Source organism: Janibacter sp. GXQ6167 (genome assembly GCF_041365945.1).
Taxonomy (GTDB): domain Bacteria; phylum Actinomycetota; class Actinomycetes; order Actinomycetales; family Dermatophilaceae; genus JBGFSK01.
Genome location: NZ_JBGFSK010000001.1, coordinates 44,457 through 70,882, shown reverse-complemented (window position 1 = coordinate 70,882; position 26,426 = coordinate 44,457). Strand labels below are relative to the sequence as shown.

Genomic DNA, 26,426 nt, shown 5'->3' with positions numbered 1-26,426 from the left:
GAGGCCGTCTTGGGCTAGTCGCCGCGCGGCCAACCGGGCGCGCTAGCCGATGTTCAGATCGCGCATCAGGTCCTGCGGGACCTCGAGGTGGCTGGCCTGGAGCGCTTCGATGATCTGAGCGGGGCTACTAACCCCGATGATCGGGATGACGCGGGGCGTCTGCGCGAGGAGCCAGGCGATGACGAGTTGGCTGGGTTTGACGCCCAACTCGGCCGCGACCTTCACCAGCGCAGCTCGCCGCGCCGTGGTGCCCGGGTGGTCGTAGGCCGAAGGGAGAGCGCGGTCGGGGTGCTCGTACGCGCCGGTCAGCAAGGGGGTGTAGGCCCACAGGTCGACGCCCGCGTAGGCGGCATAGTCCTTGGTCTCCGGGGTCATCATCCCGTTGGGGTGGTCCTGCCCGTCCACGGGGAGATCGGGTCGCGGGTGGAGGTAGGACTCACGTAACTGCGTGGCGCTGAAGCCTGGCGATCCCCCATGTGCGGCGTGGGCGTTGGCTGCGGCGAGGTACCAGGCGGGATGGTTCGAGAGCCCGATCCGGGCGGTGAGCCCTTCGGTGACCAGCCCGCCGAACGTCTCGGTGACCGCCGCGATGCTCTGAGTTCGATCTTCCTTGTGGGCCCAGTACATGTCGAGGTGCTCGACCTTGAGGCGGCGAAGGCTTGCGTGCATGGCCGCCTGCACGGCGTCGAAGCCCAACCCTTCGACGTGATCGGGGTAGCCGCCGGGGACGAGGGGCTCTACCCCCACCTTGGAACTCAACCGCACGTCGCCTCGATTGCGACGCGCAGTGATCCACTCTCCGATGACTTCCTCGCTCTGCCCGCCGAAGCCCGTTTCTGAACTCCAAAAGGCGTAAGCGTTAGCGGTGTCGATCCACGAACCCCCGTGGTCGACGTACGCATCGAGGATCTTGAACGCATCCTCGCGGGCGGTGCGGGTACCGAAGTGCATCGTCCCCAACACGATGGGCGCTGCGGCGTCGGTCATCGAAGGCTCACCCCTTCCGTCGTCGAATCGGCCAGCCATCAATCGCGATCATCACCTAAGTGTCAGCCAGAAGCGGCGTTCAGGCACGCACCCCCGCGGGAGCTCGAGGACCGACAACAGCGGCGTCAGCGGCGACGTCAACGTCGACCCTCAATGCTCTTTTCGCGATGGTCGTCTGCGCTGACCAAGTATCGAGGCGATCAATGCGACGGTGAACCCGATGATCTGGATCGGAGTGAAGTTCTGCTGAAGGATCGCCCACCCCAGTGCGGCTGCTGTGACCGGCGAGAGGACCGCGAGCAGGGAGGTCGAGGTCGCCGGTAGTTGGCGGGCGGCATTGAACCAGAGGGCGTAGGCGAGAGCGGCACCGATGAGGCTGAGCCAGGCGTAACCCACGACCGCATGGCCGGTCAGGGTGAACGGGCCGTGATCGAGCACGGGAATGAGGGGAACAATCATCAAGCCGCCGAGGAGCAGTTGCCAACCGGTGGAGGCCAGGCCGCTGAGTCCGCCGGTGCTACCCCATGCGCGGGTCAGTGTGATGCCGAGGGCCATGGCCACCGTGCCCGCTGTCGCAGCGAGGATGCCGATCGTGTCAAGGGTAACCGTGCCAGTGAGGATCGCAGTGGCGACGCCCGCGACGGCGAGAGTCGCCCATGCCAGCTGTTGCCAAGGGGTTCGCTGCTGGAACAGGAGAAGGGCTGCAACGGCCACAACGAACGGCTGCGCCGCCCCAACGACAGCAGCCAGACCGCCGGGCAGGCGATAGGCGGCGACAAACAGCAGGGGGAAGAACGCTCCGATGTTCAGGGCCGACAACACGAGCAGTCTCCCCCAGGCTTTCGGCCAGGCGCACGTGACAGCGATGAGCAGCAATCCGGCAGGAATCGCTCTCACGGCCGCCGCGGTCATCGGGTGACCGGAAGGAAGCAGCTCTGTCGTGACCACGTAGGTGGTACCCCACACCACAGGTGCGATCGCGCCCGTCGCAGTAACCAGCCCTCGAGATTTCGCTTCCATGGAAGTAACTATACCTTCCATGGAAGCGATATGATGCCGTCATGACCGATCTACCCGCGGACCACGTCGATCGGATTCAGTCGCAGTGGCGTCGCGAGCGTCCCGATGTTGACGTGACGCCTCAGGGGGTCATCGGGCGATTGCATCGGCTCGCCAACGCGCTGACTCGCGAGTTGGAGCAGGTTTACGCGAAGCACGGCCTTGCCGAGATCGACTTCGACATCTTGGCCACGCTGCGCCGCTCGGGCGAGCCATACGCGCTTCGGCCTGCTGAGCTGTCACGTTCGACCATGGTCACCAGCGGAGGCATCAGCAAGCGCCTGGATCGACTGGAAGCGGCAGGCCTGGTCCAACGAACCCGCCCTTCCTCAGGCGATGGGCGCGCGACTCACGTGGAACTCACGAGTGACGGTCGACGCGTCATCGATGCTGCGTTCGGAGAGCACATGGCCAACGAACGACGACTCCTCGATCAGGTTCCGGAGCGGGATCGAGCTCACCTGGAAGAGATCCTGCGGCGGTGGTTGAGCCATCACGAGGGACCTTCGAGTACCTAAACCGCCGGTCCTGCTTACTGTTGGTTGAGCTCGGGCTTGCAGCCTTGTCGCCAGACTTGTTACAGGTGCTAAGCGACCCCGCGCCGCCCGCGAACGGCAACGCGGGTCGGGACCTCGCTGCCGAGATCGGAGCGACCGCGATCAAGCGACAGATGGGGTGAGGGGCCGCCTAGGCGTGGTCGCGCAGATACCGGCCCCGCTCGCCGCTATAAGTCAGGCCCTTCTTGAGAAGGGAGTCACGCGCCGGTGATAGGGACTGCGGCTTGCGTCCGAGGTACGTCGCGACGTCCGAGGTCGCGACGGATTCGATGTCGTCGAGCGGCTCATCCCCCCTTCTCCGCCTGCTCGTACGCCACATCGGCCATCGCCCGGAGGTACTCCCGCTCCCCCGGCGTTGCCCGCTCGAAGCGTGACCCTGCCCAAGTCGCGGCACCACGCCCGAGAGCGGCGAAGTCGGTGAGGTTAACTGCTCTCGGCGACCGCGACGGCATCCTGCGGCGACGCGGCTGAGACGGCGACCATCGGACGGTCCAGATCGGCCGTGGTGGCGACGGTCCGGGGCGTGTCAACTCGGTCCAGGCGCCCGTCCCGAAGCATCACCCGCCAGACGACCACCTCCCCCGCGCTGCGGCCACCGACGACACAGTGGTCGGCGGTGCAGTCGATCGCCACTTTGGATCGCAGGCTGGCCGCTGGTGCGTCCCGCGATGAGGCCGACGGGCACCATGACCACGCCGCGCGATGCGCGACGCGCGACGACCGCAGCGAGACCCCTTCGGCGTCGTCCCGCCACGGTAGACCCGCCGCAAGGTCGATGGTGCCGGTTGGCAGATCCCAGATCATCGGGCGCCCGCCAGGGTCGGAGGCCCAGGCTACCGTGCACGCGTGCGACATCAGGACGAAGAGGCGATGGTCACCGCGGCGGTCCTCGCGGATCCGGTGTGCGCGGCGATCCTCGAGCGGGTCCCCTCGCTCGGACTCCCGGACATGTGGCTCACGGGCGGCGCGGTCTTCCAGAACGTCTGGAACGCACTGACCGGTCGGCCCCCCGGCTACGGCATCAAGGACTACGACATCTTCTATTTCGATGGGGCGAACTGCAGCGCGTCCGCTGAGACGCGAGTCGCCAGCAAGGTTCGCGACGTGCTGGCGGATCAGACCGCGGCGATCGAGGTCTGTGATCAGGCACGCGTCCACCACTGGTACGAAGAGGCCTTCGGCGTGCCGGTCGAGCCATTCACCTGCGCGACCGATGCCATCGACAACTTCGCTGCCGTCGCATGCTGCGTCGGTATCACTCGCGATGCGTGGGGGTTGCGCCTCTATGCTCCGCACGGTCTTGCTGACCTCTTCGCCCTGCACCTCCGGCCAAAAGCAAGCACCGCGCCGCGCGAGGTATACGACGCGAAGGTGGCGACTTACCGTGCCCGCTGGCCTTCACTCACCAGCGATCCGTGGCCGTGACGGCGTCACGTCGCGCCGCGAGGACGCTCGTGCCGATGAGGTTGGACGGGCGATTAGTTACCTGCGGTCTCTTAACACCAGTGCGTCACTCATCGTGGCCCCTTGACCACTGGGAGATATTGGCCTTCCTGCGTACCTCGGCGGCGAAGCGTGGTGTCCCGGATCTCTCCAGCGATGCGAGGAGTCCGAGTGGGGTAAGACGTGGCCGGCGCAAGTCTCCCGCCTGTTCTCGAAGTGCCGAAAGGACGGCACTCGGGTACAGGTCTAATTGGTCCAGGAGAAAGTCGTCCGGCGTTATCACGCTGAGGTGGTGAGGCTCGAGGCTGGCGTCGGGGAAGTCGCGCACGTTGAACGTCACGATGACTTGACAATCGGAGTGCACCGCTGCGGCCAACACGTGGCGATCTTTGGGATCACAGGCCATCGCTCCAATCAGGAGCTCGTAACCGGTGACCTCAGCTTCGGGGAATGCCCGAATCATCGCACCTACGCGCCGTCGCGCTCCATCCCGTCCTACGGACTCGATCTTCGCGAGATTGCGCTCTAGCTCCTCGAGGACATCGGCTGACCAGTGCAGTCGGTACGCGCCGCGCTCTGCGATCCTCAGGAGCAAATCTGCGAGGGCGGCTGGGTAGAGAGCACAAGTGTCGATGAAGACTGGGAACGACATCGGTTAGCGCAACGTCGGCGGGAGCCCGTCGGTGGCTTCGTACAGCCCAACCTCTTCACTCGCCTCGACCATTTCCTCGAGCGCATGTAGCCGCTCCGCCCTGGACCGTCGCTGATATGCGAGTAGGTCGCTCAAACGCACATATCGGTGACGCGCAGGCTTCTCCATGGGGATCTCGCCACGCTCCAAGATGCGCACCAGCGTCGGTCGTGAGACTCCGAGGAAATCCGCAGCCTCTTGGGTTGTCAGCATCGCGTTAAGGGGCGCGATGTTCACACCCATGCCAGCGCTGAGGGCGGTGGCTACTTGGCGCAGCACCTCCACCATGGCTTCCGGTATCTCGTGCTGGGTTCCATCGGCAGACACGATCGCCGGGCGACGTTCGAGGGCCTGCCCTCCAGTCCGTTCGAGAGCCGCTACGAAGTCGACGATCTCGGCCTCGTGCCCCTGGTCGGGCATATATGTCCGAGAGTCGACCGTGGCAGATGTGCGCGTCATGGAATGACTATATCCAAAACGAACAAAACGAACGCGGAAAGAGGGCCCGCCAGGAAGGACCCCTCCATGCGAGCGCGGGATCAGTGGCGACAGGCGACCACCCTGTCCGAGGCGAGTGATTCTGAGACTTCATGAGCCGTGGCAGGAGACTTTGAGACTCGTACCGATCGGGAATTTTGAGACCGGCAGGTCCCGGGCTTAGAGCTCTGCTCTGGTTGGGCGGACTTCCTTCGGTGTGACGGCGGCGATCGCGGCGGCATCGCTGTGAGCGGCGCGGACGTATTCGTCAGCCCAAGCTTGACGGTCGGGGTAGCTCGATCCCTTCACGACGGCGGCCACTGCGGCTTCGAGGTCAATGGGGGTGTGACGCAGTGACACGTTGCCGTTGTCGAGCAGTGCCCAACTTCCGCGGGGGCGGCCGTACGGCATCCCGATGCTTCCTGGGTTGATGACAAGCCAGCGATCCACCAGCCGCAGGAAGGGCATATGGGGCAGACCCGGGATGCTTCAGATGTCGTATCCCGACCCACATCATGTGGGTCGGTCGAGGCGAAGCAGGTAGTGCAGGGGGTCATCGTCCGGGTTCTCTGGTGGGACGTTGCCTTGCCCGACTATGCGGAAGCCGATGTGCTGGAGTGCTCTCCAGGAGGGACGGTTGGCTGCTACGACGGTGACCATGATGGCCGGGGTGGCTGGGTCGTCCGTCCAGCACCGGTCGACGAATGCTGCCAGCATGCTCGGTCCTAGACCCTGGCCCCTCCGCTCTCCTAACAGATAGTCGATCGTGATGGCGTCATCGGGGACTTCGCCGAGCAGGGAGAACTCCTGGATGTTCTCGGTGTAGGCGGCGACTCGGGATCGTTGGATCAGGGCCACGGGTCGGCCTTCCTCCAGGCCCAGCCAGTCCTCGTTGGGTTCGAGTCCGTCGACGGATGGCCCGAAGAACTCCTCCAAGGCTGCCGGCTCGGAGTCCTGCTGCCACCAACGGTGCACCTGCGGTTGGCGTAGCCAAGACCCCAGGAGCGGGAAATCCTGTCGGGTCACTCGCCGGAATCTCCACCGCTCGAAGTTCGCCCCCGCCATGTTGCCCATCATGCTCTCGTTGGCGGCGGCGCGCTCCTCCGGCCGCCTCATCGAGCAGAACGCCTGAACGCCCGCAACCCGGGAGTGTGTGTTGTCGAGGCGTGCGCCCTCGAAGTGTCTGCGCAGCAGTTCCGCAACAATGCGAGGTCCTTCTTCGGGGAGGAAGTGGCCGGCTACACCCGCACGCGGCAACGCCTCGCAGCCCTCTGGCTGACGCTCGAGTGGAACATCGGTTGCCTCGAACCCGTCGTCCCGTTGGACGATCCCACCCGGATGCAAACGCACGTCGCGTGGGAGCTCGAACGCTACGGCGGCCTGCAGGACTCCGACTACCTACGCCTGCCCGAAGAGCCATCGGCCGACGGCCTGAGCCCGCAGGAGCACAAAGAGCAACTCCTTCGATTCCACGGTGGCAGATCCATGGCCCTACGGCCCGAGGTCGCGGCACCCCGGACGCGCCGTCTGCTCGCCCGAGTTCCTGACCGTCAGGAGGATGCCTAGTCTCAGAATCGTCTGCACCGACCTTCCGTAGTCTCGACAGGGCTCAGAATCCCCGGCCAAGTCTCGGATTCACACGTGCCGGACACACCCCCGTCCCGCTTTCTGTCAGCGCCGACCGATTCTGAGACGCGCGCGTACGGCGGTGGCGAATCTGAGACGAGCTCCGCCGGAGGATTTTGAGACATGCCGTCACATCGAGCCCGTTCGTGGGCGTCGGCACACGCTTTCCCCGGCGAAGCCGCCTTTTCGCTCAGAATGATGAGTGGCCGAGGTCTCTACCTCGGCGATTCAACCAGGGTGATGGTGTCTACAGCGCCAAGGATGTGTATGGATTTCCGGGCTCTGGTCAGAGCGACATACAGGTCGTTTACTTGCAAGTGCCTGGCGATATCGGCGATGAGGACGTGGTCGTACTCAAGGCCTTTGACGAGCAGGGTGCGGGAGATGATGTGGCGCCGCTCGCGTCGTCCGGAGTGACGTACCGCATCGCGAGCCTTCGCTAGCTCCTCGCGAAGGACGTTCTTGTCGTCGCCGTGAGCGATGGCCCCTCGGATCGCCGTTTTCACGTCATACCAGGCTTCGTGGGAGTGCAGCCGAAGCGCCTTCGTGGTCGGGATGACGTCCATCGCCGCCGCGAGCGTGGTCAGGGTTGGGCTGGTGACGAGATTGTCGAGTTCCTCAATGGTGATGCGGATGGGTTCGCGCTTGGCGGTCAGGAGGTCCGCGCCAGTCTTCCGGTCCGTGTACCTCTTCCCGACGGGCTTGGGCTCCAAGGCGCCGTGGCCGCAGTGGCACTTCTTGGTGAACTCGAATAGCCAAGAGGCGTAGTCGGCCGGCTCGGTCTGCTCGAGTTTGTCGAGCCACTTCGCCATGAACTTGCCCTCAATCTCCTCCATAACGGTGTAGGTGCCCTTGAGTTCACCCGCGAGGTGGCGGGCGATGCCGTCGTTCGCGGCGATGATGAGGACGGTCTCGTCAGCGGGTTCGCTCAGCAGTGACCTGGCGGCGGTGGTCAGGCCTGTGCGGTTGCCAGCGATATTGGTGTAGGTGACGCGGTTGGGGTAGTTGCGGTTCGTCAGGTTGAGGGTTGCGCCGGGCTTGAGGCGGTCGCGGACTTCGAGGAGCCACTCGCCGAGGTCCTTATTGTGTCCGATCCACCGGTGTGGCTGCAGGTCAACGTTGGCGTGTTCAGGGAAGTCCGCGATGACGTCGTCCCAGTCGGGGAGCGGGTCACTGAAGCCGAAGATGGCCTGGAGGGGGTCGCCGAGAATGCCCATCTGGCCCACCGCCTCGCGGAGCGCGAGGACGAGTTTGTGCTGGTCGACGTTGCAGTCCTGGTACTCGTCGACAAGGACGTGCGTGTAAGTAGCAGCGAGGACTGCCTTGATGTGCTCGGCGGCAATGACTTTCGTGGCTGCGCGCACATAGGAGGGTGAGTCGGCAGGGATCATCACCTTCGGAGCGATGAGCTCTCCGAGAACCGGGTAGGCGCGGGCGAGACGAAACGCGAAGCTGGTGATGGTAGCGACGTGAACGTCGCGTCGGGCGACACCGAAGCGCTTCAGGCGGCTGTTGACGGCGAAGACTCCCGCGTTGGTATGGGTGAGAACGAGGACGCGCCCCGCGTCGCCTGCGATTGAGCTCGCCGTGGCCGCTAGGAGATGGGTCTTGCCTGTCCCGGCCGGCAGTACGACCGAGGCTGGTAGAGCTGCGACGAACCCGGCGACGTCAGCTTGGAGCGCCTCCGGGAGTTCGTCAGGCACCTGGGTGCTCCTGGCCAGCGGAATCCTCGCTGAGCGGGCAAGCGGCTTCGATTTCGCTCGCTTCGTCGGTCACAGCGGGCTCCACCGCGGCAGTTTTGCTCTTCTGCGTGAGGACCGTTTCCGTGGGGGCGTAGATGGCGTCGCGGAGCGCGCCGATCCTCGTTTTCACATTTCCACCGTCGAGCTCCGTGGAGTCGAGGATGAACCGGCCCAGCCGACGGCCCTTGTCGACACGCTTGAACCAGCCCTTGTCCTTGTCCTTGTTCTTCCCCTTGGCACTCTTACCGACGATGTCGCGTGCCTGGTCGAGCTCGACCCCGGCAGCGGCCCAAGTGCCCACGTCGAGGGTTTCGACTCCCACTGAACAGTTGGGTGCGCCGTTGGCCACGAGCGCCGTGGCGTAGACCGTGCGCGCGGAGTCAGGGTCGTCTGCGACTTCGATAGCGGCCTTGATGAAGGCGGTCAGCCCTGCCTCGGTCAGCTCCGCGCACACGGCTGTCTCGATGCTGTGGCTACCTTCCCAACGGACGACAGCGCCTCCGTCGGCGGTGACCTGGTCGGCAAGTGTGTTGGCGCTCTCGTCGTCGCTGTCGATAAACAACACGACGTCATACCCGATGTTGAGGAACTGGGCTGCACTGCCCGCGGATCCGGTTCCGCCGTTCCCTTCGATCGCGACCACGCCCAACGCAGCCGACGGCACTGCACCAGACTCGTTGTCCTCGTCCCACTCGTCGAGGTGCTCGAGGACGACCCCATACTCGGTCTTGCCCTCGTTGATGACGATGCGCCGAGCTAGGAAGGCCTCAGGGCAGGCCTTGAGCAGGGGACGGAGCTCGGCTGGTTGGTCGAGCGGCTTCAGTTCAGTGGCGCCGACGGAGGAGCGCACCATGACCAGGTCCTCGGGCTCGAGGTGCATGAGCGCTGTCGGCGAGTGTGTAGTCACGAAGACCTGGGAGAACGCGCTGCTGGTTCGCAAGTGCCGCAGGAGGTGGACGAGCCGATGCGGCTCGAGACCGTGCTCGACCTCGTCGACGAGCAGGGTGGTGGTTCCTTGGTTCGCGAGTTGCTGGGTCGCAGCCCCAGTCAGGCGCCTGGTCCCGAGCCCGAAGTTGGTCAGGGGGATGTCGCCGTCGAAGAGCGCCAGGTTTCCCTGGGTGTTGGTCAACGACATGTCCAGGCCGGGCCGAAGGTCGCCAAACTGCGTGGTCCCGATGGCCTGCACCTGCGTCTGTACCTCGTGCGCAAGCTCCTTCAGGGAGTCCGTGACAGCCTCAGCGGCGGCTTCACGTGCCTTACGGCCAGCGTGTGTCAAGGTGGCGCGCGTGTCGTCGCGGCTCACGGTCAACTTCCCGAGCGAGGAGGTCCGCGACCACCGCAGGTGGGCATCCACGCGGTCGTCGATCCGGTAGGCGGCCATCTTGGCCCGGTGCCGGGCCCTGATCGGGTGCGGGTCCTCGTCGTCCATGCCCTCGAGTGGCGGCCTGTAAGACTGCCAGATCGGGTCCAGGTCAGCCTCCACGAGGAACTCGACGATGATGCAGCGCTCGGACTCATCCGCCGGGTCGTGGGTCCACTCGCCGTCCTGGTCGATGCCGGCTAAGAACCCACCGAAGGCGTCCATAGCGATGAGCTCGTCGGGGAGGTCATCGACGGCCACCCGGATGCGGAGTGGTTCGTCGACGATCCCACCGAAGAAGTCCGTGTCCAGGACACTCATTCCTGCCCGGTCGTGGAGGGCTCGCTCGATGGCGGTGAGGACGGTGGTCTTGGTGGCGTCGCCGGGTCCGATGAGCGCGAAGAATCGCCGGTCCTGAGGCAGACGCCACGACGCGGATTTGATGCCGCGGAAGTTCTCGATGTCGATCCGCCGAATGCGCATTAGTCCTCGCTCCCGAGTTGGTCCCGCACGAACCCTATGTCCGCGGCGCCGCTCGGGCTGGCCGAGACACACGATGTCTCCGGTGCTGAAAGGCGGTTAGTGGGTTAGGGATGGCAGGGGCACCAAGCGCCACCTCCTTGACGGAGGCACTGGGGGGATTGCGCATCCTTGAGAGCCCCGGAACCGAAGCCGCTGACCGGGCTTCGATGATGGAATGACGGGAGGTTGACCTGCGTCTTCAGCTTCGCCTCTAGAGCGTGCGAGGCCGCCAGTAGCTCGTACTTGATCCCCCATCTCGAGCTGAAGGCGTAGCGGGTCCAGTTCCGCGACTTGTCGGCTTGGAAACCCAGTGCGGAGCCGGCTTCAACCCAGTCCCGGGCGTCCGTACACACGCGGACGAGGATCATCGAGACCACGGCACGGAGGATGCGCTGGTCGGGCCGGGTGGAGTGACGCAGGTGCTCGGGAAGTGTGCATGGCCAGACGAGCTGCGGGATGTCGTCGACTCCCCACTCGCGCTGATCAATGCGGAGTCCGCCGGTGGACACGAGCCTTCTCTGGATCAACGTGTGGGCTCGGCCGTGCCGACTGAGGACTTCGTCGATGACGGGTCGGAGCGCGGCGGAGGGCTGAGTGATGCGGTCGAACGTGTTTGCATGCGGCGATCGAACGCCGGCGTTCCGAAGCCAGACATCAAGGACATCTGCGCCTTCCACCGGGCTGTTCGCGGTGATCAGCGGTTCCACCGTCTTCAGCAACCTGTCGATGAGGTTGGGGTCGCGTGTTGGGTTGGCCCAGCGATGAGTACGGCCCCAGGCTCCGGCGTCAACAACGCCAAGGCCCACCGCGATGCCGACGGCGCTCTGCCATGCCCGCAGAGATTGCAGTGAAGTTCTGTCGATCCCGGCTACGTGACCACGATGTCCAGTGGTGAGACTGGCCATGCGTTCTGCCCGTCGAAGACGCCCTGTGTCAACCGGTGCCATTGCCTGGCCGCTCAAGTCGGCGCCGCACACTCGCCCGTCAGGCTGGGGCTGTGGGCATCGTCTGCCATCCGGCGCGGCCGCGACTCGCCGTGGTGCGGATCCGTGAAGGCCGGTGCCTAGCCCGGGGACGGTGCCGCACTCTGCGCAGGCGCCCCGCAGGTTGGTCCGGTGGCGAAGGCAAGCCGTGATCCAAGGGATACGCCAACTCAGTCGCCACGCCCCGCCGTCCTCGCTCAGGCATTCCGGGCAGAACGTGGAGCCGGCCAGCCAGACCCAAGCCGAGTGGACGGCTGCGCGAGTGCCCGAGATTGCCCGGTCGTTGTCGAGCCCGTTCAGGTCGAAAGCGAGCTGGTCGTAGGCGGCGAGTTGCATCTGCTCGACTTGCGGTGGGGTAAGGCCGAGGATGGGCGCCACTCGCGTGACGTCTTCGGGCGGGAGGGCGATGCCGAAGCGGCCCTGCCATCGGCCGCGGGCGTCTCGGAGGCCCAGATGGCTGCCCATCCCGGCCAAGGTCGTGCCGTGCTGTGCGGCGCGCCGGGTCAGGTATGACGGCCAGCTCTCGTCGTCCAACGGTTCGAGGGCGAGTGGGAGTCGTGTCACGCGACAGCCCGTCGAAAGTGGTGTTCCAGCGCCGAACGCATACCCGGACCGTGCAGGCGGTCGAAGTGTTCGATGCTGCCGTCGCGGACGCTGGGTCGAATGTTGCTCGAGGTGTACGTGCAGGCCCATTGGTCAACGAGCCATGTTCGCACGGTGCGGACGTACGCCGACGGCTCGGCTGTGGTGGCGGCCAGGTAAGCCCCTTCGTCGTAGCAGAGCTGTTCGCGATGTCGGTAGTCGACATCCTCTCGAAGCAGTTCGGCAGCGGCCATCTCGCTCAGTCTCCAGAAGCGCTCCGCGCGCCCCTCACCTTCCAGCACGATGAGGTGGGTCAGGAACCGAACCGCGGTCGTTGCCCTGCGCTGGGGCAGCAGCTCGCAGGCTCTCGACAGGTCAACACCGGTGGCACTCATGAGGGCACCGACGGCCGAGACGGCTCGGGCCGTTGGGAGGTCGGCTTGGTGGAGCAGATCCGAGAGCCCGGCCGTGAATAGGTTCGTTGGGAGCAGGTGGGGGAATCTGCTCATGCTGCCGGCGAAGCGCAGACTGTGGGGCGCCCGCAGTGCCCTCGCGGCCTTCGCCCTCGACCACTCGGCCAGGCCTTGGTACGCCGGATAGCCCGGTGACAGCGCCATCTGAACTGCGGTGGTGAAGGACGCCAGGACCGCTTCTGGCGACTTCCGCTCCCGGCCCTGCAGCGTCGTCCTCCAGTCCGGGATTCGGGAAGCAAGGTGCAGGTCGAGGTCGGCGAAGAAGGCGGCGTGCTCCGCAGTTGGGGTCAGCCGGGAGAGGACCTCGGCTTGGCCGGCGATGGCGTCGGCGGTTGCGGTGATCGCCTCGTGACGACCGTGGTTGTCGGTGTCAAGCATCAGGCGATGCTGGATGCAGACCAAGTGAGTACGCAGCCGCCAACTCAAAGCCCGGTAGCCGGGTCTCTCTGCACGGCAGCGTCGGCAATAGCGGTCCCACGCGGCATTCACGAGCGGCCCGGCCGCCGTCATCGGGAGCCGCTCCGGGGGGAGGCCGCCCGTCGGGTCGAACACGTCCGACATGAGGTCGCAAAAGTCCAGAGCGGAACCGTCGTAGGCACTCAGGTGCATCCCCTGGATCTGGGCGGGGTCGAGGTTGACGACTGTCCCGGCCCGCCGGAGCGCCGCGTCCGAGATGGCGATCCCACACCAGCGGAGGTGACGACGATTCACACTCGGTGTGCCGTGCAGCCTCTTCAGCAGGCTGAAGGGATGGATGCCATAGACGTCCGCAACGCGCAGCAGGTAGCTGCGCCACCACTCGCCCGGAATGGGTTCGATTCGGAGAGGAAGCCGCGTGGTCACGACGCACGCCCCGAGGGAGGCCCTGCATGGGTTCCCTGCAGCGCGGCAACATCGAGGTCCGTGTCGTGCCACACGGCGTACGAAGCCGCGCGCTTGGCCCACTCCACCGCAAGGCCGGGTCGTCCGCAGCTTCCCTCGTGGAGCAAGCGAACCGCTCCGCGGGTGGTGAGCCGCACCGCGGCGGTGGAGCGTGGGAGGACGAGTCGTTCGCCAAGGCTCCGGCCGAGCAGCTCCCATTCGCCCACGCAGTCCTGGGCCGGGGGTGGCCACTTGCCGACATCGATCCATCGCGCACTCCGCAGTCGGACCTGGTCGCCCGCCAAGCCCCGGAGGACACCTGACTCGTCGAACCCGGTGCCGATGAGGACGATCGTCGCGGGCAGGCCCGTGATGATGCTCTTGAGGATGTCAGCGAGGAGCCGGGAGTGTTCGCTCTGCCGCTGGCCGATGCCGTGACTGTCGTCAATGATGATGCCGCGCAACCCGATCGCGGGCGCGAGTTTGCGGAGCGCCTGCAGGTAGTCGGACGCGGTTGCTTGGGAGGGAAGCGACGGTAACCCCACGAACGTCCAGATCGCCTTGAGCAGGGAGAGCTCGCGTGCCTGTTTGGGCACCTCGACGTAGATCCACGGGATGCTGCGGTCGAACTTCGGATCGTCCGGCGCCCGGTCGAGCCTGCCCCAGATGTCGCGCGTCTCGCTGAACGCGCACGTGAGGGCCGCGTGCGTCTTGCCGCTCAGCGGCGGACCGCTGAGGATGACGCAGGTGGCGCTGCCATATGCCGAGTGGTCGTTCTCGAAGTGGGCTCGCTCGATCGCTTCTCTGACGCTCCGTGTGTCTCGCGTGGAGATCGTCCCGATTCTCTGGTTGTAGGCATCGACCTGGTGCCGGAGCTCATCGGTGACGAGCTCGACCGGCTGCGGTCGCGGGTTGTCGGAGGTGACTAGGGCAGCCCAGTCGTCGATGTTCTGGGGCATGAGTCGTCCGGGGGTGGTCGTCGCGGTCATGACAGCCCCCACCCAGAGGCGTCCTCGGCCAAGACGTCCGGCGGCTCGTCGTCGAACTCGATCTCCTCGTCGTAGTCGATCTCGTCGTCGTCGCCCATGTCCGGGTACTGCTGTAGTTCGACCTCTGGGTCGGTCTCCGGCTCCGGGAACGCTAATGCCAGGACCTCTTCGCTGGCCTGCTCGAGGTCGTGGGCGAACGTGCGCTGACGAGCTCCCTCAATAGCGGCGTAGCGAGCGTCCTGGCGGTCGGTGAACACGCCGGAGAACCAGCGGGCGAGAAGCTCAGCCTCTCGCTCATGAAGCTCGGATTCGGTCAGGGTTCGCCTCGTGTCTCGGCTGCCCTCGGCCAGGATGCGCTGCCGCGCAAGTCCACTCATGGGTGCGACGCTTCCCCGTCGATCTAGAGCGCGGGGGACGACCATCCACCTGCGCTCCACGGGATGGACGAGATAGATCCGGGTGATGTCGAGCCGGTCGAAGAAGACCGTGAGCTTGCGCGCCGCGGTCCCGATCCCGGCCATGACCACGGACCGCAGTTCCTGCAGGTCGCTGGAGTTGTATGTCACCTTGTTCAAGCGAATGCCAGCGGGGCTGAGCAGTCGGGTCTGGCGCTCAAGGCCTTTGAGGAAGACCCATGGGTCAGATGGAGCGTCGAGCTGGCCGTAGGCCGTGACGTAGTCCGACCACACCATGGCCGGGCTGAGCGGGCGATCGGAGCCATGGGCGTCGGTCAGGCCTCGGTGCTCCTCGTGGGAGTAGATATCGATGATGTACTCCCAGAGCATGTCCTGGAGATCCTGGGGACGGATTGGCACGGCCAACTCCAGGTCATTGGGCCGGTTGAGCACGTTCGCGCCCTTGTGGATCGGCATCGCACTCTCGACGCCGCCGAGCACACGGTGGACGGCCTCGACGACCCCCTTGGCATGACCCTTCCGAGGCGGACAGAAGACGACGTCGCTGCCGCACTCCGCGGCATACCTCATCACGTGGTCACTTGCGTTCTCGGAGCCGTGGTCGAAGACGATGGTGCACGGGTGCACCGCCGGCTTTCGGCCGAGCATCTTGTGCACGGTGGTCTTCTCGCCCTCTGGGTCGTCATTGATCGCCAAGACTTTGGGTATGCCGTGCCACATCTCGAGCTCGAAGGGGTAGCCGGCGCGGGTGATGGTCGGCCGCCCCATCTGGGAGATCAGGGCGCACACGTCCCGTGAGGTCGCCGCGCCAACGCAGACTCGCAGGGCGACGAAGTTGCGGGTGTATACGTCGATGGCGCTCAGGATCACCGCGGGGATGAGGACACCCAGCGGACCGAGAAGGGCAACGGTGGTGGGGGTTGCATCCACCTGTACGATCTCCCCGGGTCGGCTCACGCGCTGGGCGCCGTAGGCTACGGTTGGGCGACTTGCCTCGGAGCGTCGAGTCTTGGCCGGATGGTGCAGGCCGAGTCCGCGTGACAGCTCGCCCACGAGCACCTCGAGTTGGTGCCGAGTCAGCTCGTCGCCGATCCCCGCCGTGCTCAGCTTGGCGCGGGTCCTGGCCAGCAGCTTGCGTCGGCTCTTCTGACTGAGATGCTTCTCGGCTTCTACCTCGGCTCGGACGAGCTCGAGAACGGCCGGGTCGTAGTCATCGAGGCGCTGGGAGATCGTCTTCTTGTTGCCGTGGATGAGAAAGTCCGGGCCCTCGTCAATGTGCTGCAGCTGCCGGTAAAGCGCGGACTTGCTTGCCCCGCGTTCTCCTTGAGCACGAAGCTCTCGCACTTTGGTCATCAGACGCTGCCCAAGCGTCGTCATCGAGGGGTCGTAGTCCGGGTTCAGGATGCCGGCCCGCCGGTCTGCCTCGGCGTCTCCCCGGGGTGAGCCGTAGGCGATATGAAGGAGGTGGCGGTACCGAACAATGATGGCCGCCCGCTCATCTTCCGGGAGCTCTTGAAGCATCGGCGACGGGTGTTCGTCTAGGACATCTGACGCTCGTGCAGGTCGGATGCTCAGCGCAGCCTTGGCCAGACCCATCCACGGGATGCGGGTCCGGTGGTCGCCGTGGTCCAAGCACACGAGGACCCGGCCATCAGCGTCTCGGGCGATGCCAACGACCTTGGCTGGCCCGTTCGGTGTCGGAACGTCCTGGCCCACCCCGAGTGCCGGGTGTCGGTGCTCCCGGCTCACGTGCTGTGCAGCCATGACTCACCTCCCTTCACAGAGGCGAAGGAGAGATTTGTGTCGGTATCCAGTTCGTCATTGAGCGGTAGGTGGACGAAGCCGTGCGCTATGAGATCCCACAGCCGGGCATAGCCCTGCGGAGGCCCACCGAGTACCTCACTGGCGCGCTGGACATCCACCGGCCCTGACACCGATCGGAGGAACCTGGTCGCTGCCACCCGATCCTGGCGAACGTCTCGGCGCCCCGCGTGCATGAAGTTGATGTTGCGGACCCGCTGAGCGGGCAACTCGGTGCGCACCTCGTACGTCCAGCCCATTGCCTCGGCCGTCGCTCGCGTGATTCGCAGGATTGCAAGGAGGCGAGGATCTTCGACCTTGCTCGAGGTGGTGACATCGACCAAGAGGGTGTGGCCGTCGGAGTATCGGAGCATGAAGTCGGGGATGTGGCTCCGCACGCCCGACGAGAGGACCCATTCGAGTCGGCAGGGCTGTGTGGTGACTTGCGTCGGCCGACTCGTGAGCAGCAGGTCACGCAGGTGGCTGAGCTCGTTGAAGCTCTCGCACCACACGGCCTTCGGGCCGAGTTCGCTCGGTACGACGGCGCGAGAGATGTAGTTCCTCATGCCTTGGTGGGACACCGGCCGGCGCACTGCGAGCAGCCGGTCCGGATCCAGGCCGGCGAGGGTGTCGACGTCTGCGGTGCTGACGGTCGAGCGACGATCCTCTCCGGTCAGAAGGACCGTTGCGGTGGCGGCTCTGGCCACCTCCGCGGTCCGGTCGACGTCCACGGATACGTCTATGACGTCCGCCCACGGCGCGGCTTTGCCTTCGAGAGCAGGGATGAAGCTCGTCCGTCGCCCCAGACGATGGGGAACGGCAGAGTCGAGGATGGTCACGGTGGGGCTCCTTCGGTCGAGGAGCCACCGTTGACGCGGGCGCGTTCGATCGCCACAATGGCAGCAGTCAGCCCCTCGAGGGTTGCGTGTGAGTACTTGAGCGCGGCACGAGCCGCGATTCGCGTCGAAGCCGGGTTGCCGCCCGGCTTTCGTCGTGTCTGGGGGATGACGGGCTCCCAGAATCGTGCCCAGCGCGCGGCTACATCGCTCGCTCCCTCGGCAGGGCCTGGCTGAGCGCGTACTCGCCGACGGCACTGACGGTGCGCCCGGAATCCGCGGCGGCTGCGAAGAGCCGGCGGGCCACGTCGGGTGCAAGGCGCAACTCGACGCGGACTGGACAGTCGGTTGGTATCGCGCGCAGTCGTGGACGCCCGCGACGGGCCCCACCCTGCTGCTGCTTGTCGACCATCTCTTCCTCCGGCTCTCCAACTTGTTCAAGCTGGGCCAGAGGGTTAGTAGCCCCACGTTCGGGTTGGTCAGGTCCGCCCGTGGTCACATTCGACCCAGTCTGGATCCGGCGTGACTAGCCGTGCCGCGACCATACCGGTAATCGCCGGTTACGGAAAGAGTGTCACGGTGACTGGCTCAGTTGCTCCTCCAAAGCCGTTGCCACCGCTTCGAATTCGGCGAGAGCGGCTGACAGATCCTCGACGATCTCGCGCGCCAGGACGTCGGGCGACGGGAGGTTGTCTAGGTCCTCGAGCGACTCATCGCGGAGCCAAGTGATGTCGAGGTTTGCCTTGTCCCGCGCCGTGATCTCGTCATAGGTGAAGGGCTTCCAGCGTTCGCCCTCCTCGCGCTGGTCACGCGCGCCAGGCTTGTATGCCGCGACGAAGTCGACGAGGTCGGATCGGCGGAGCGGGTTCTGCTTGAGGGTGAAGTGCTTGTTCGTGCGCAGGTCGTAGACCCACAGTTTCTCTGTCCACGGCTGGCCGGGGCGGGCGACCTTCTTGTCGAAGAAGAGCACGTTGGCCTTGACGCCCTGGGCGTAGAAGATGCCCGTGGGCAGCCGCAACATCGTGTGCAGGTCGAAGTCGGTGAGCAGCTTGCGACGGATCGTCTCGCCGGCGCCACCCTCGAAGAGGACGTTGTCGGGTAGGACCACGGCGGCGCGGCCATTGGTGTCGAGGATCGTCATGATGTGCTGGACGAAGTTCAGCTGCTTGTTGCTCGTCGTGGCGACGAAGTCCTGGCGCTCGATCTCACGGTCTTCGCGCACCTCCCGGCCATCGGCTCCGACCATCGTGAGCGACGACTTCTTGCCAAAGGGTGGGTTGGAGAGCACGACCGACCATCGCTTGCCCGGGTCAGCGATAAGTGAGTCTCGGACTTGGATGAGTGAGTCGCCGTCGGCCGTGCCGATGCCGTGGAGCAGGAGGTTCATGGCGGCCAAGCGGGCCGTCCCGTCGACGAGCTCATAGCCGTTGACCAAGCCCTTCTGCAGCTTGGCCCGTTGAGTCGGCGTCATCGATTCGGCGCCTTGCTCGGCAAACTCGTTGGCGACCAGGAGGAAGCCGGCGGTGCCGCAGGCAGGGTCGACGACCGTGTCGTCGACGGTCGGCTGGATGGCGTCGACGATCGCCTGGATGAGCGCACGCGGCGTGAAGTACTGGCCGGCGCCGGACCCCTTGTCTGAAGCGCCCTTGCTGAGCAGCTCCTCGTAGGCGTCGCCCTTGATGTCCGTGCCGGACTGCGACCAGTTCTCCTTGTCGATGAGGTCGACGACGAGGCGCTTGAGCTTCGCCGGGTCCTGGACGCGGTTCTGCGCCTTGCGGAAGATCGTCCCGATGACGCCGGGTTGGCGAGCCAATCCGTTGAGGATGCGCGTGTACTCGAACTCGAGCTGGTCACCTTGTGCGTCGAGCAGTCGCTGCCACGAGTACTCCTCGGGCACGATCTGCTGCGGCTTCCACTTCCGCGTGGCCCGCTCGTGGGCCATCTTGAGGAACAGGAGGTAGGTCAGCTGCTCGGTGTACTCGATCACTCCGACCCCGTCGTCCCGCAGGACATCGCAGTAGGACCACAGCTTGTCGACCAGCCGTCGAGAATTAGTCACTTCCATTCCTCCGCCACAAAGTCGCTCATCCGTCTTCCGGGTCGCGATCTACGACAAGCACACGACGCAGAGGCATGCGGCCCTTCCAACGCGCAGGGAGGGCGTCGTAATGAGACAAAGTCAGGTTCGTGACGTCGGCCCCCGAAAAGAGCCGTAGGTTCTGGCGTTCCCGCTCGAGTGCCACCGCGTCCGCACTGAACGATCCGAGGGTCACGAACAGACCCGCCTCGTTCTGAGACAAGGTCCCGATCAACTGCTGAACGTCTGGCCGACCGCGCGTCCCGGACGTGTGCTTGCACTGAACTTTGATGATCGGCGGCTCGATGCCCAACGGGTCGTTGTGTGCGATGACATCAATACCTCCATCTTGGGAGTACGGGGTGACTCTCGCTTGGTAGCCCATCGCACGCATCAGATCCGCGGTGAACTCCTCGAACTCACGATCCGACAGGTCAGTGAGCAGCACGCGGGCGATGAAGTCGCGCGTGTGCTGGTCAATCCGGTCAGCGTTCGGTTCGTCAGCCGCTGCCTGCTCATGTTTCGAGTCGGTTGAGGTACTCGGCTCCTTATCGAGCTCTGTCTCGAACGACTCGTCGTCGCTGGACGCCAAGTAGTCGCGGAAGACCTGATCGTGTTTGCGGACTTGGAAGAGGGTCACGGCGCTGCCGATCTCGTAGAGCGCAGACTGCGGAAAGAGGCTCCGGGCCACGCCGACCTTGCTCCACGCCACCTTGCGGCGATGCGGGTGCCGAGGCACTCCAGCCACGTACTCGTAGGGGCCTGAGACCACACCGAAATTGAGAGTGCCGTCCGGACGGTAGGGAGCGACGATCAGGTCGCCCTCCGCCATGTCGAACGCGAAGCGTCGCAGGACACCTGCCCAGACCGGCACGGCGCCGGGTTTCGCCGAGGGGTACTCGGACTGCACGGCGGCCTTCATGCGCGTCATGTCATCACCGATGGTTCGCAGGTCCGGCATCGCCTCCCATCCCACTGAGATGAACCCTTCGTCGACAAGCTCAGCGCCGAGGGCGTCGTTGTGGATGCCCCACATGGTCTTCATGGCTCGATGCCTTCCTCGCCTGGATTCACGCCTGCCCGCTCCTCGATGAGGTCAGTGTCCGCCTGCCGCCCGGTCAACTTCCCCTCGAACGCTGCGGTGAGTAGGGCCCTCCGCAAGGTGCTACCCCGGGCTGTCGCAACATGGATAGCGCTCCGAGTTCTCTGTAGGTGGTCGTCGATTTCCCGCAGGGCAGCGAATGCCGACTGCTGCGTGTCTAGGTCAGGGACGGGCAGTTCGAGGGAGTCGAGCTTGCCCAAGCTCAGGTTGTGCTGACCGGCGCTCGAGGCCGCCAGGCGCTCGATTCTCTCTCTTACGCTTGGCGATTCGAGAGCCAGATGCAGCCACTCGGGGGTTAGCAGGTCGCGATTGACCCTGTATCGAATGAGATAGGACGCGAACGCTGCATCGGTTGCCTCACCGACAACCGCGCTTCGCCCAATCAGTGAGCGGCTTCCGTTGGTCCGCACGATCAGGACGTCACCTTCCGCGACCATGGATCCCGTCAGGTCAACCTCGGGATCGATGGCGAACTTCATGTCGTCCAGGTCGATCGAGCCATCCGTTAGGTTCGGGATGCGTAGGACTCCAACTCCGCCTCCGTCGTAGCTGCACTTGACCGACGTCCCGTAATCCGCGGCCCTCTTTACCTCTCCGAGTCGGCGTTTAGGCCCGTCTATGAGTTGATGTAGTAGGGCCAGCCGCATCCCCGCGATGCGCTGCCTTGCACACTCCAACTCCCGCACGCCAGCGTCGAGGTGGGAGAGATGGTCTTCGAGGATCTCGACGATCCGCCGCTGTTGCTCCAACTCAGGGAACCACACGCGTTGTGCCCGGACTTCCCTGTCGAGCACAGCTGGGTAGCTGACTCCCTTTTGCATGGGCAGGATCTGGTCTTCAAAGTGCTTCGAGAGGGTGAAATAGAACAGAAAGGCGGGATCAATCGCTTCGGTCGGCCGCAGGACCGCGTAACCGGTAGAGGCGAACTCGCCGTCGAGATCGTCGGCGACTAGGGCGACCTTGCGCAGGTACGGCCGGACCGTTGAATACAGAGTGTCGCCCGCAGCAATGACCTGCCGGCACCGGCTGGGCGCTGCGGCGCTCAGCACTTCGGGTGCCGCATCCAAATGGGACCTAGGGCCCTCGAGCAACCCAATATCGACGTAGCGAACGTGCTCACGCCCAGTCGACGCGGGATCGACCTTGAGTGGTTTGCTCGTGACAGTGTCTATCGACCCGGAGGACCATCCTGGCGGAAATGGAGTCACGCGGTGAGCTCCGCGTTGAGTTGATCAAGGTAGGCCTCAGCACGGTCGCCGAGGTCGCGGAGGGCGCCGTCGACGCCGCCCTTGTCGGTGAAGGGGGCGCGGTCGAGGTCGTCGGCGGTGATGCCAGCGCTGGATGCGATCACGTCGACCATGCGGTCGAGCCACCACCTTTCAAGAGGCGAGAACGCGGTTCCCGACTGTTCCTGCTGAGCCAGCCACGCGGCATACCGCTCTTGGACGCGGGTGGCGTAAGGGACGAGTTCGTTGTCGAGGCCGACGGTATAGCGCAGCAGAGACACCAAGTCGGTGAGGGTGTGCCGGTCACTGTGCCTCACCTTGCCCACGTCGACGGCTTCGTACGCGGTCCAGATGATGTCGGGAGTCCAGTTGTGTGGCGGCCGGGAGATGCGGTCGGCGAGCTCTTGGATGTCCGCGAAGGCGATTCGCTGGACCTTGGCCTCGGTGATGACCTGGATCGCGGTGATCTCGTCGCGGTGCTCGGTCAGATATTCAGCCCACGACTCGACGACCGACTTGGCCCGGTTGGGGTCGACGACTCCATGAGCGTCGAGAAGGACGTCGACGCTGACCTCGTCGACGATCCGGTCGTGGGTGGCACGGAGTTCGAGGATCCGGGTCCTCAGGTCGGGGTTGGAGGCGAGTGGCGTGACTGCCTGCTCCAGCAGGTCCCGGCGTGCCCGGTCGGGGTCCGCGGCCCCTTCGAGCGCCTGAGCCTGGGTGTCCGGATCCACGGCATCCACCAGTGCGCGCACGATGTCACGAACGGAGCCGCCGGCGACCTCATCGAGCTCGGTGCGCTCCTCCGGCGTCAGTTCGAGCTCGAGCTTGGCCAGGCGTGAGGCGAGGGTTGCGGTCTCGTCCTCGGTGATGGTGAGGTTCGCGGCCTTGTCGAGGAGCTTCTTGAGTGGCACCGCCTTGTCGCGGTTCAGCGGCGGGTCGACGAACTCGTGCTCCGTCACGCCGACGGCGTCCACGATGACGAAGCGGGTCTTCGCGCTCGCGTCGGGCGTCACGGACTGGAAGTCGGCCGGGGCGATGGTGCGGGCGCCGCGGCCCTTCATCTGCTCGAAGTACTGCGCCGAGCGGACATCGCGCATGAAGAGCACGCATTCGAGCGGTTTGACGTCGGTGCCGGTGGCGATCATGTCGACGGTCACGGCGACCCGCAGAGTGGGGGACGTGCGGAAGGCCTGGAGGTGACCCTTGGGGTCCTTCGCGGCATACGTGATCTTGGCGGCGAAGTCGTTGCCCTTGCCGAAGACCTCACGGACGGTGGTGACGATCTCCTCGGCGTGGGCGTCGTCCTTGGCGAAGATCAGAGTCTTTGGGACGGTGGAGCGGCCGGGGAAGATCTCGGTGAAGAGCCGGTCGCGGAAGGTCTCCAGAACGAGGCGGATCTGCGACCTGGCGGTGACGGCACGGTCGAGCTGCCGTTCCGTGTACTCCAAGTCCTCCTCGATCGCCTCCAGTCGCTGCTGGCGGGTGCGGCGGTCGGTCTTGGGCACGATGGTGCCGGCATCGATCGTGGAGCCACGGTCGCTAATCTCAGTGCGGATCCGATAGAGGTCAAAGTCGACGTTGACCCGGTCGGCAACGGACTGGGGGTAGGTGTATTCGGAGACGAGGTTCTGCCGGAAGAACGCGAACGTCTGCTTGCCGGGGGTGGCGGTCAGGCCGATGACGTGGGCATCGAAGTACTCGAGCACTCCGCGCCAGACGCCGTAGATCGAGCGGTGCGCCTCATCGACGATGACCAGATCAAAGGCCTCCGGAGGCAGGTCCTTGGAATACGTGACGGTGACGGGCGCATCCGGGACGTAGTCGTCCAGTCCTTGGTCATCGCCCTCGGTCACGTCGTTGCCCCGCAGGACCGAGTAGACGCGCTGGATTGTGGAAACGACGACGTTCGAGGAGCCGAGCATGCCGGCGCTGGTGAGCTTGTCGACGTTGTAGATCTCGGTGAATCGGCGCCCGTCGCCCGGAGTCCGGTAGTTCTGGAACTCGCCGATCGTCTGCTCGGCGAGGTTGTTGCGGTCGACGAGGAAGAGGATGCGGCGGAAGCCGCCGAACTTCAGCAGGCGATAGGCGAGCGTGACAGCCGTGAAGGTCTTGCCGGCACCTGTGGCCATCTGCACCAGGGAACGGTCGAAGTGCTGGTCGGCGAGGCTCTGCTCGACACCCGTGATCGCGGTGATCTGGGCAGGACGCAGCGGCGCCGTGTCGAGATCAGGGAGATGGCGGACCTTGCCGCGCCACGTCGGGTTGTCGGAGTCGGCTTCGGCGTCGCGCACGACCTTGGCCAGAGTCGCGGGTTTGGGGAAGTTGAAAATGCGCCGTGATCTCGGGTGTGGGTCGTAGCCATTCGTGAAGTGGGTCTCCGACCCACTGGCCTCGAAGACGAACGGCAACCGCCCATCGACAGTGACCGCTCTCAATTGGGCCTCTGCCGGCAGACCATTGGCGTACATCGCCGACTGCCACTCCACGCCGGAGAGCGTGGTCCCCTCGGGCTTGGCCTCGATGACCCCGACAACCTTCTTGTCGACGTAGAGCAGGTAATCAGCGCGGCCGTGGCCCGCCTTCATGACGACCTCTCGACAGGCCACCCCGTCGCTGGCGAACAGGTTCAGACTCTTCTTGTCCTGCACCGACCACCCTGCGTCGACAAGCTGACGGTCGATGAGCACACGTGCGCGCTGCTCGGCCGCCAGCTGCGGGTCGCCATTACCGGTATTCACTGATCGCAACCCTAAGGGTCGAGCAGCGTGGGCGTCCCGGTACCAGCCCTACTCGCCTTGGTTGGGCCCGTCTTCGGCCTCGATGGACTGCTCCACTGGCTCACCGGGGCCCGCGATCCGTTCCCGTTCCCTTTCCTCGGACCCGCCTTTCAAGAGTGCGCATCGCTCGAGCTCGGGCAAGTTCATGGCTTGGGCGAGCAGTGACACCAGAGCGTCGATCTGGGCTGATGCCGCCGCCGGGAACCTCAGGTGCAGGTCCGTGTCTCTGGAGATCAGGTCCACCAAGGATGGGTCGTCATTGACGACGGCCTTGGTCCACCGCACATACCGGATGTGATCGATGGGCAAATCGTGGCCGACTGAGCCCTCCTCGAGGAAGGCGACCGAGTCAGCAGTCAGCACGCGGCGGTCCGTGACTACGACAAGGGTTCTGGGAACCGCCTTGTCACGAGCCGTGGCCAGCCGTTCGCGAGCCTTGCCGAGGGCCTCGGCGACGAGGTGACCGACGGGCTCACGGTCGGACAGCCCCATGGCCCGAATGACGTCGTCATCGTCCAGGAACCATCGCAACACCCTGAGGTACGGCTCCAAGTCCACCCCGTTCTCGATGCAGAGCACGTCCGGGGGTTTCAGCGGTGGCGGTGGCGGATGAAGGGCCTCAGCAAGTGGACTGATCGACTGCAGCAGACTCGCTGCCGTGGTCCTGGCGACCTTCGCCTCGGAACGGGCGCGCGGGAGTGACTGCGAGAGCTTTTGACGGCCGGGGAGTTCAGCCACGAGCCGCAGCTCAAGGGTAAGTGCGTCAGTCAGCGATCGGATCTCGACCATCGAGGAGTCGATCTCAGCGCGTGTGTCCCGAGCAATCACTTCAACCAAACGCTGTTCGGTGGGATCGTCACGTCCGGCGGTGCGCGCCATCCCTGCGTGGAGCGCCTGCAATCCGGTCCAGGCCTTCAGGGACGACAGGAGGGCCGCCGTGTCTAAGGCGATGCTCTGCGCGTTGAATCGCAAGTAGTCACTCGTGGCTCGTGCGTCTCCAGATTCTAGTTGCTGGACGTGGTTGCGCACCTTTTCGCGGTGGAGCTCGTGTTGCTTCCAGAGCGCGGTCCCAGAGCCGGCAACGGTGTCCCAGAGGGACGGTGGGACGGACTCGAGTTCCTTGGCTCGGGCAACAGCCCGGTCGATCGTCATCAAGAGGCCCGCGAGCTCCGCTCGCTGATCGCGCTCAAAGGCTTCATGAACCTGCCGAGTCAGCGCCACGTTTGTCTTCACGAGGGAGGTGATCTCACTCAGCTGCAACTGAAGCGCGATCGTGGCAACCGCGGGGCCGATCGCGGCGGCAGTCTGTGCGGCTGTCAGTCCCGTAACGGGTATGAAGCGCGCCTGCTTCAAACCTTCCGAGGTGAGCACGGTCCCGAGATTGGCACCGTCCTTGACGGCCAGTTTCCCTCCAGATGCAAGCAAGGCGCTGGTCGCGTCGTTCACGCGGTACACCCCTTGAAGACTTGTCAGCGCCTGCCCCAAGTTTCCGGCCACGGTGGCCGTATTGCCGACCACGGAGAGCGCGTTCGACAACTGAGCGAGATCAGCTGGCGTGACAAAGCCGAAGTCCACAAGTTCAAGGTCGAGCGGGCGCGGTCCGAAGACTACGGCCACCCCGGGGGCTATCTCCGCGATCACCGTCTCCGCGGCACCCTCAGGGTGTAACTCCGACAGCTCACCGTCAGTGCCCGCCACCACTGGAACGTCAGCAGCGTCGCGGCGATCGGGCGAGTCGGACGATGAATTCACCGGTTCCTCTTCTTGTCGAGCGATCCAGGGCGTACTTACTTGTGCTGTCCGCTGGACATCTCACGACGCAACAGTTCACAGCGGT

23 protein-coding genes and 2 pseudogenes are annotated in these 26,426 nt (G+C 65.1%); 3 read left to right on the top strand and 22 right to left on the bottom strand.

The window, feature by feature from the left end:
- Positions 1 to 42: 42 nt before the first annotated feature.
- Positions 43 to 987 carry an aldo/keto reductase gene (locus tag AB8K43_RS00310; RefSeq protein ID WP_370890218.1) on the bottom strand — a complete coding sequence of 315 codons (945 nt, stop codon included), beginning with the start codon at positions 985 to 987 and terminating at the stop codon, positions 43 to 45.
- A gap of 150 nt (positions 988 to 1,137) precedes the next feature.
- Positions 1,138 to 2,007: an EamA family transporter gene (locus AB8K43_RS00305; RefSeq protein WP_370890217.1), complete on the bottom strand. Its 870-nt coding sequence runs from the start codon at positions 2,005 to 2,007 to the stop codon at positions 1,138 to 1,140.
- Positions 2,008 to 2,048: 41 nt separating this feature from the next.
- On the opposite strand from AB8K43_RS00305, the gene AB8K43_RS00300 reads away from it, so the two are divergent.
- On the top strand, positions 2,049 to 2,564 hold the full coding sequence (locus AB8K43_RS00300; RefSeq protein ID WP_370890216.1) for a MarR family winged helix-turn-helix transcriptional regulator: 516 nt from the start codon (positions 2,049 to 2,051) through the stop codon (positions 2,562 to 2,564).
- Positions 2,565 to 2,733: 169 nt separating this feature from the next.
- Here AB8K43_RS00300 and AB8K43_RS00295 read toward each other — a convergent pair.
- Both AB8K43_RS00295 and AB8K43_RS00290 read right to left on the bottom strand, forming a co-directional pair.
- Positions 2,734 to 2,995: pseudogene (locus AB8K43_RS00295) on the bottom strand (ATP-binding protein); the annotation flags it as partial.
- Between the two features lie 31 nt (positions 2,996 to 3,026).
- Positions 3,027 to 3,407, bottom strand: a complete 381-nt coding sequence (locus tag AB8K43_RS00290; protein ID WP_370890215.1) for a hypothetical protein — start codon at positions 3,405 to 3,407, stop codon at positions 3,027 to 3,029.
- Positions 3,408 to 3,449: 42 nt separating this feature from the next.
- On the opposite strand from AB8K43_RS00290, the gene AB8K43_RS00285 reads away from it, so the two are divergent.
- Positions 3,450 to 4,028, top strand: a complete 579-nt coding sequence (locus AB8K43_RS00285; RefSeq protein ID WP_370890213.1) for a nucleotidyltransferase family protein — start codon at positions 3,450 to 3,452, stop codon at positions 4,026 to 4,028.
- Positions 4,029 to 4,113: 85 nt separating this feature from the next.
- Here AB8K43_RS00285 and AB8K43_RS00280 read toward each other — a convergent pair whose 3' ends face one another.
- The 4 genes from AB8K43_RS00280 to AB8K43_RS00265 all read right to left on the bottom strand — a co-directional run bounded on the left by AB8K43_RS00280 (position 4,114) and on the right by AB8K43_RS00265 (position 6,330).
- Positions 4,114 to 4,698 (bottom strand): PIN domain-containing protein, encoded by a 585-nt coding sequence (locus tag AB8K43_RS00280; RefSeq protein ID WP_370890211.1) that lies wholly within the window; start codon positions 4,696 to 4,698, stop codon positions 4,114 to 4,116.
- A gap of 3 nt (positions 4,699 to 4,701) precedes the next feature.
- Complete coding sequence (locus AB8K43_RS00275; protein ID WP_370890209.1) at positions 4,702 to 5,196, bottom strand: helix-turn-helix domain-containing protein; 495 nt, start codon at positions 5,194 to 5,196, stop codon at positions 4,702 to 4,704.
- 198 nt (positions 5,197 to 5,394) lie between these two features.
- Complete coding sequence (locus tag AB8K43_RS00270) at positions 5,395 to 5,664, bottom strand: hypothetical protein (RefSeq protein WP_370890207.1); 270 nt, start codon at positions 5,662 to 5,664, stop codon at positions 5,395 to 5,397.
- Between the two features lie 63 nt (positions 5,665 to 5,727).
- A complete protein-coding gene (locus AB8K43_RS00265) occupies positions 5,728 to 6,330 on the bottom strand; it encodes a GNAT family N-acetyltransferase (protein WP_370890206.1) in 603 nt (200 codons plus the stop codon).
- 63 nt (positions 6,331 to 6,393) lie between these two features.
- Here AB8K43_RS00265 and AB8K43_RS00260 point away from each other — a divergent pair, with 63 nt between their 5' ends.
- Positions 6,394 to 6,780: a hypothetical protein gene (locus AB8K43_RS00260; RefSeq protein ID WP_370890204.1), complete on the top strand. Its 387-nt coding sequence runs from the start codon at positions 6,394 to 6,396 to the stop codon at positions 6,778 to 6,780.
- A 275-nt stretch (positions 6,781 to 7,055) separates the two neighbouring features.
- Here AB8K43_RS00260 and AB8K43_RS00255 read toward each other — a convergent pair whose 3' ends face one another.
- The 14 genes and pseudogenes from AB8K43_RS00255 to AB8K43_RS00190 form a co-directional block, all read right to left on the bottom strand.
- Positions 7,056 to 8,543, bottom strand: a complete 1,488-nt coding sequence (locus AB8K43_RS00255; RefSeq protein ID WP_370890203.1) for a UvrD-helicase domain-containing protein — start codon at positions 8,541 to 8,543, stop codon at positions 7,056 to 7,058.
- The gene (locus AB8K43_RS00250; RefSeq protein ID WP_370890201.1) at positions 8,536 to 10,425 is read right to left on the bottom strand and encodes an ATP-dependent endonuclease; all 1,890 of its coding nucleotides are present in this window, start codon (positions 10,423 to 10,425) and stop codon (positions 8,536 to 8,538) included. Before AB8K43_RS00250 ends, AB8K43_RS00255 begins: the two co-directional genes overlap by 8 nt.
- Positions 10,426 to 10,529: 104 nt before the next feature.
- Complete coding sequence (locus AB8K43_RS00245; protein WP_370891228.1) at positions 10,530 to 11,369, bottom strand: hypothetical protein; 840 nt, start codon at positions 11,367 to 11,369, stop codon at positions 10,530 to 10,532.
- 258 nt (positions 11,370 to 11,627) lie between these two features.
- A pseudogene (locus AB8K43_RS00240) lies at positions 11,628 to 12,011 on the bottom strand (TniQ family protein); the annotation flags it as partial.
- On the bottom strand, positions 12,008 to 13,345 hold the full coding sequence (locus AB8K43_RS00235) for a TniQ family protein (RefSeq protein ID WP_370890199.1): 1,338 nt from the start codon (positions 13,343 to 13,345) through the stop codon (positions 12,008 to 12,010). The pseudogene AB8K43_RS00240 and the gene AB8K43_RS00235, both read right to left, overlap by 4 nt.
- Positions 13,342 to 14,352, bottom strand: coding sequence for a TniB family NTP-binding protein (locus AB8K43_RS00230; RefSeq protein ID WP_370890197.1), 1,011 nt, complete (start codon positions 14,350 to 14,352; stop codon positions 13,342 to 13,344). Before AB8K43_RS00230 ends, AB8K43_RS00235 begins: the two co-directional genes overlap by 4 nt.
- Positions 14,349 to 16,532, bottom strand: a complete 2,184-nt coding sequence (locus tag AB8K43_RS00225) for a hypothetical protein (RefSeq protein WP_370890196.1) — start codon at positions 16,530 to 16,532, stop codon at positions 14,349 to 14,351. Before AB8K43_RS00225 ends, AB8K43_RS00230 begins: the two co-directional genes overlap by 4 nt.
- The gene (locus tag AB8K43_RS00220) at positions 16,514 to 17,407 is read right to left on the bottom strand and encodes a TnsA endonuclease N-terminal domain-containing protein (RefSeq protein WP_370890194.1); all 894 of its coding nucleotides are present in this window, start codon (positions 17,405 to 17,407) and stop codon (positions 16,514 to 16,516) included. Before AB8K43_RS00220 ends, AB8K43_RS00225 begins: the two co-directional genes overlap by 19 nt.
- Positions 17,408 to 17,606: 199 nt before the next feature.
- The gene (locus AB8K43_RS00215; protein ID WP_370890192.1) at positions 17,607 to 17,816 is read right to left on the bottom strand and encodes a hypothetical protein; all 210 of its coding nucleotides are present in this window, start codon (positions 17,814 to 17,816) and stop codon (positions 17,607 to 17,609) included.
- Between the two features lie 162 nt (positions 17,817 to 17,978).
- Complete coding sequence (locus tag AB8K43_RS00210) at positions 17,979 to 19,463, bottom strand: N-6 DNA methylase (RefSeq protein WP_370890190.1); 1,485 nt, start codon at positions 19,461 to 19,463, stop codon at positions 17,979 to 17,981.
- A gap of 25 nt (positions 19,464 to 19,488) precedes the next feature.
- On the bottom strand, positions 19,489 to 20,526 hold the full coding sequence (locus AB8K43_RS00205; protein ID WP_370890188.1) for a restriction endonuclease: 1,038 nt from the start codon (positions 20,524 to 20,526) through the stop codon (positions 19,489 to 19,491).
- Positions 20,523 to 21,632, bottom strand: coding sequence for a restriction endonuclease subunit S (locus tag AB8K43_RS00200; RefSeq protein WP_370890186.1), 1,110 nt, complete (start codon positions 21,630 to 21,632; stop codon positions 20,523 to 20,525). The genes AB8K43_RS00205 and AB8K43_RS00200 overlap by 4 nt, the downstream gene beginning before the upstream one ends.
- Positions 21,633 to 21,787: 155 nt before the next feature.
- Positions 21,788 to 24,550: a DEAD/DEAH box helicase family protein gene (locus AB8K43_RS00195; protein ID WP_370890185.1), complete on the bottom strand. Its 2,763-nt coding sequence runs from the start codon at positions 24,548 to 24,550 to the stop codon at positions 21,788 to 21,790.
- A 48-nt stretch (positions 24,551 to 24,598) separates the two neighbouring features.
- Positions 24,599 to 26,341 carry a hypothetical protein gene (locus AB8K43_RS00190; protein ID WP_370890183.1) on the bottom strand — a complete coding sequence of 581 codons (1,743 nt, stop codon included), beginning with the start codon at positions 26,339 to 26,341 and terminating at the stop codon, positions 24,599 to 24,601.
- Between the last annotated feature and the right edge of the window lie 85 nt (positions 26,342 to 26,426).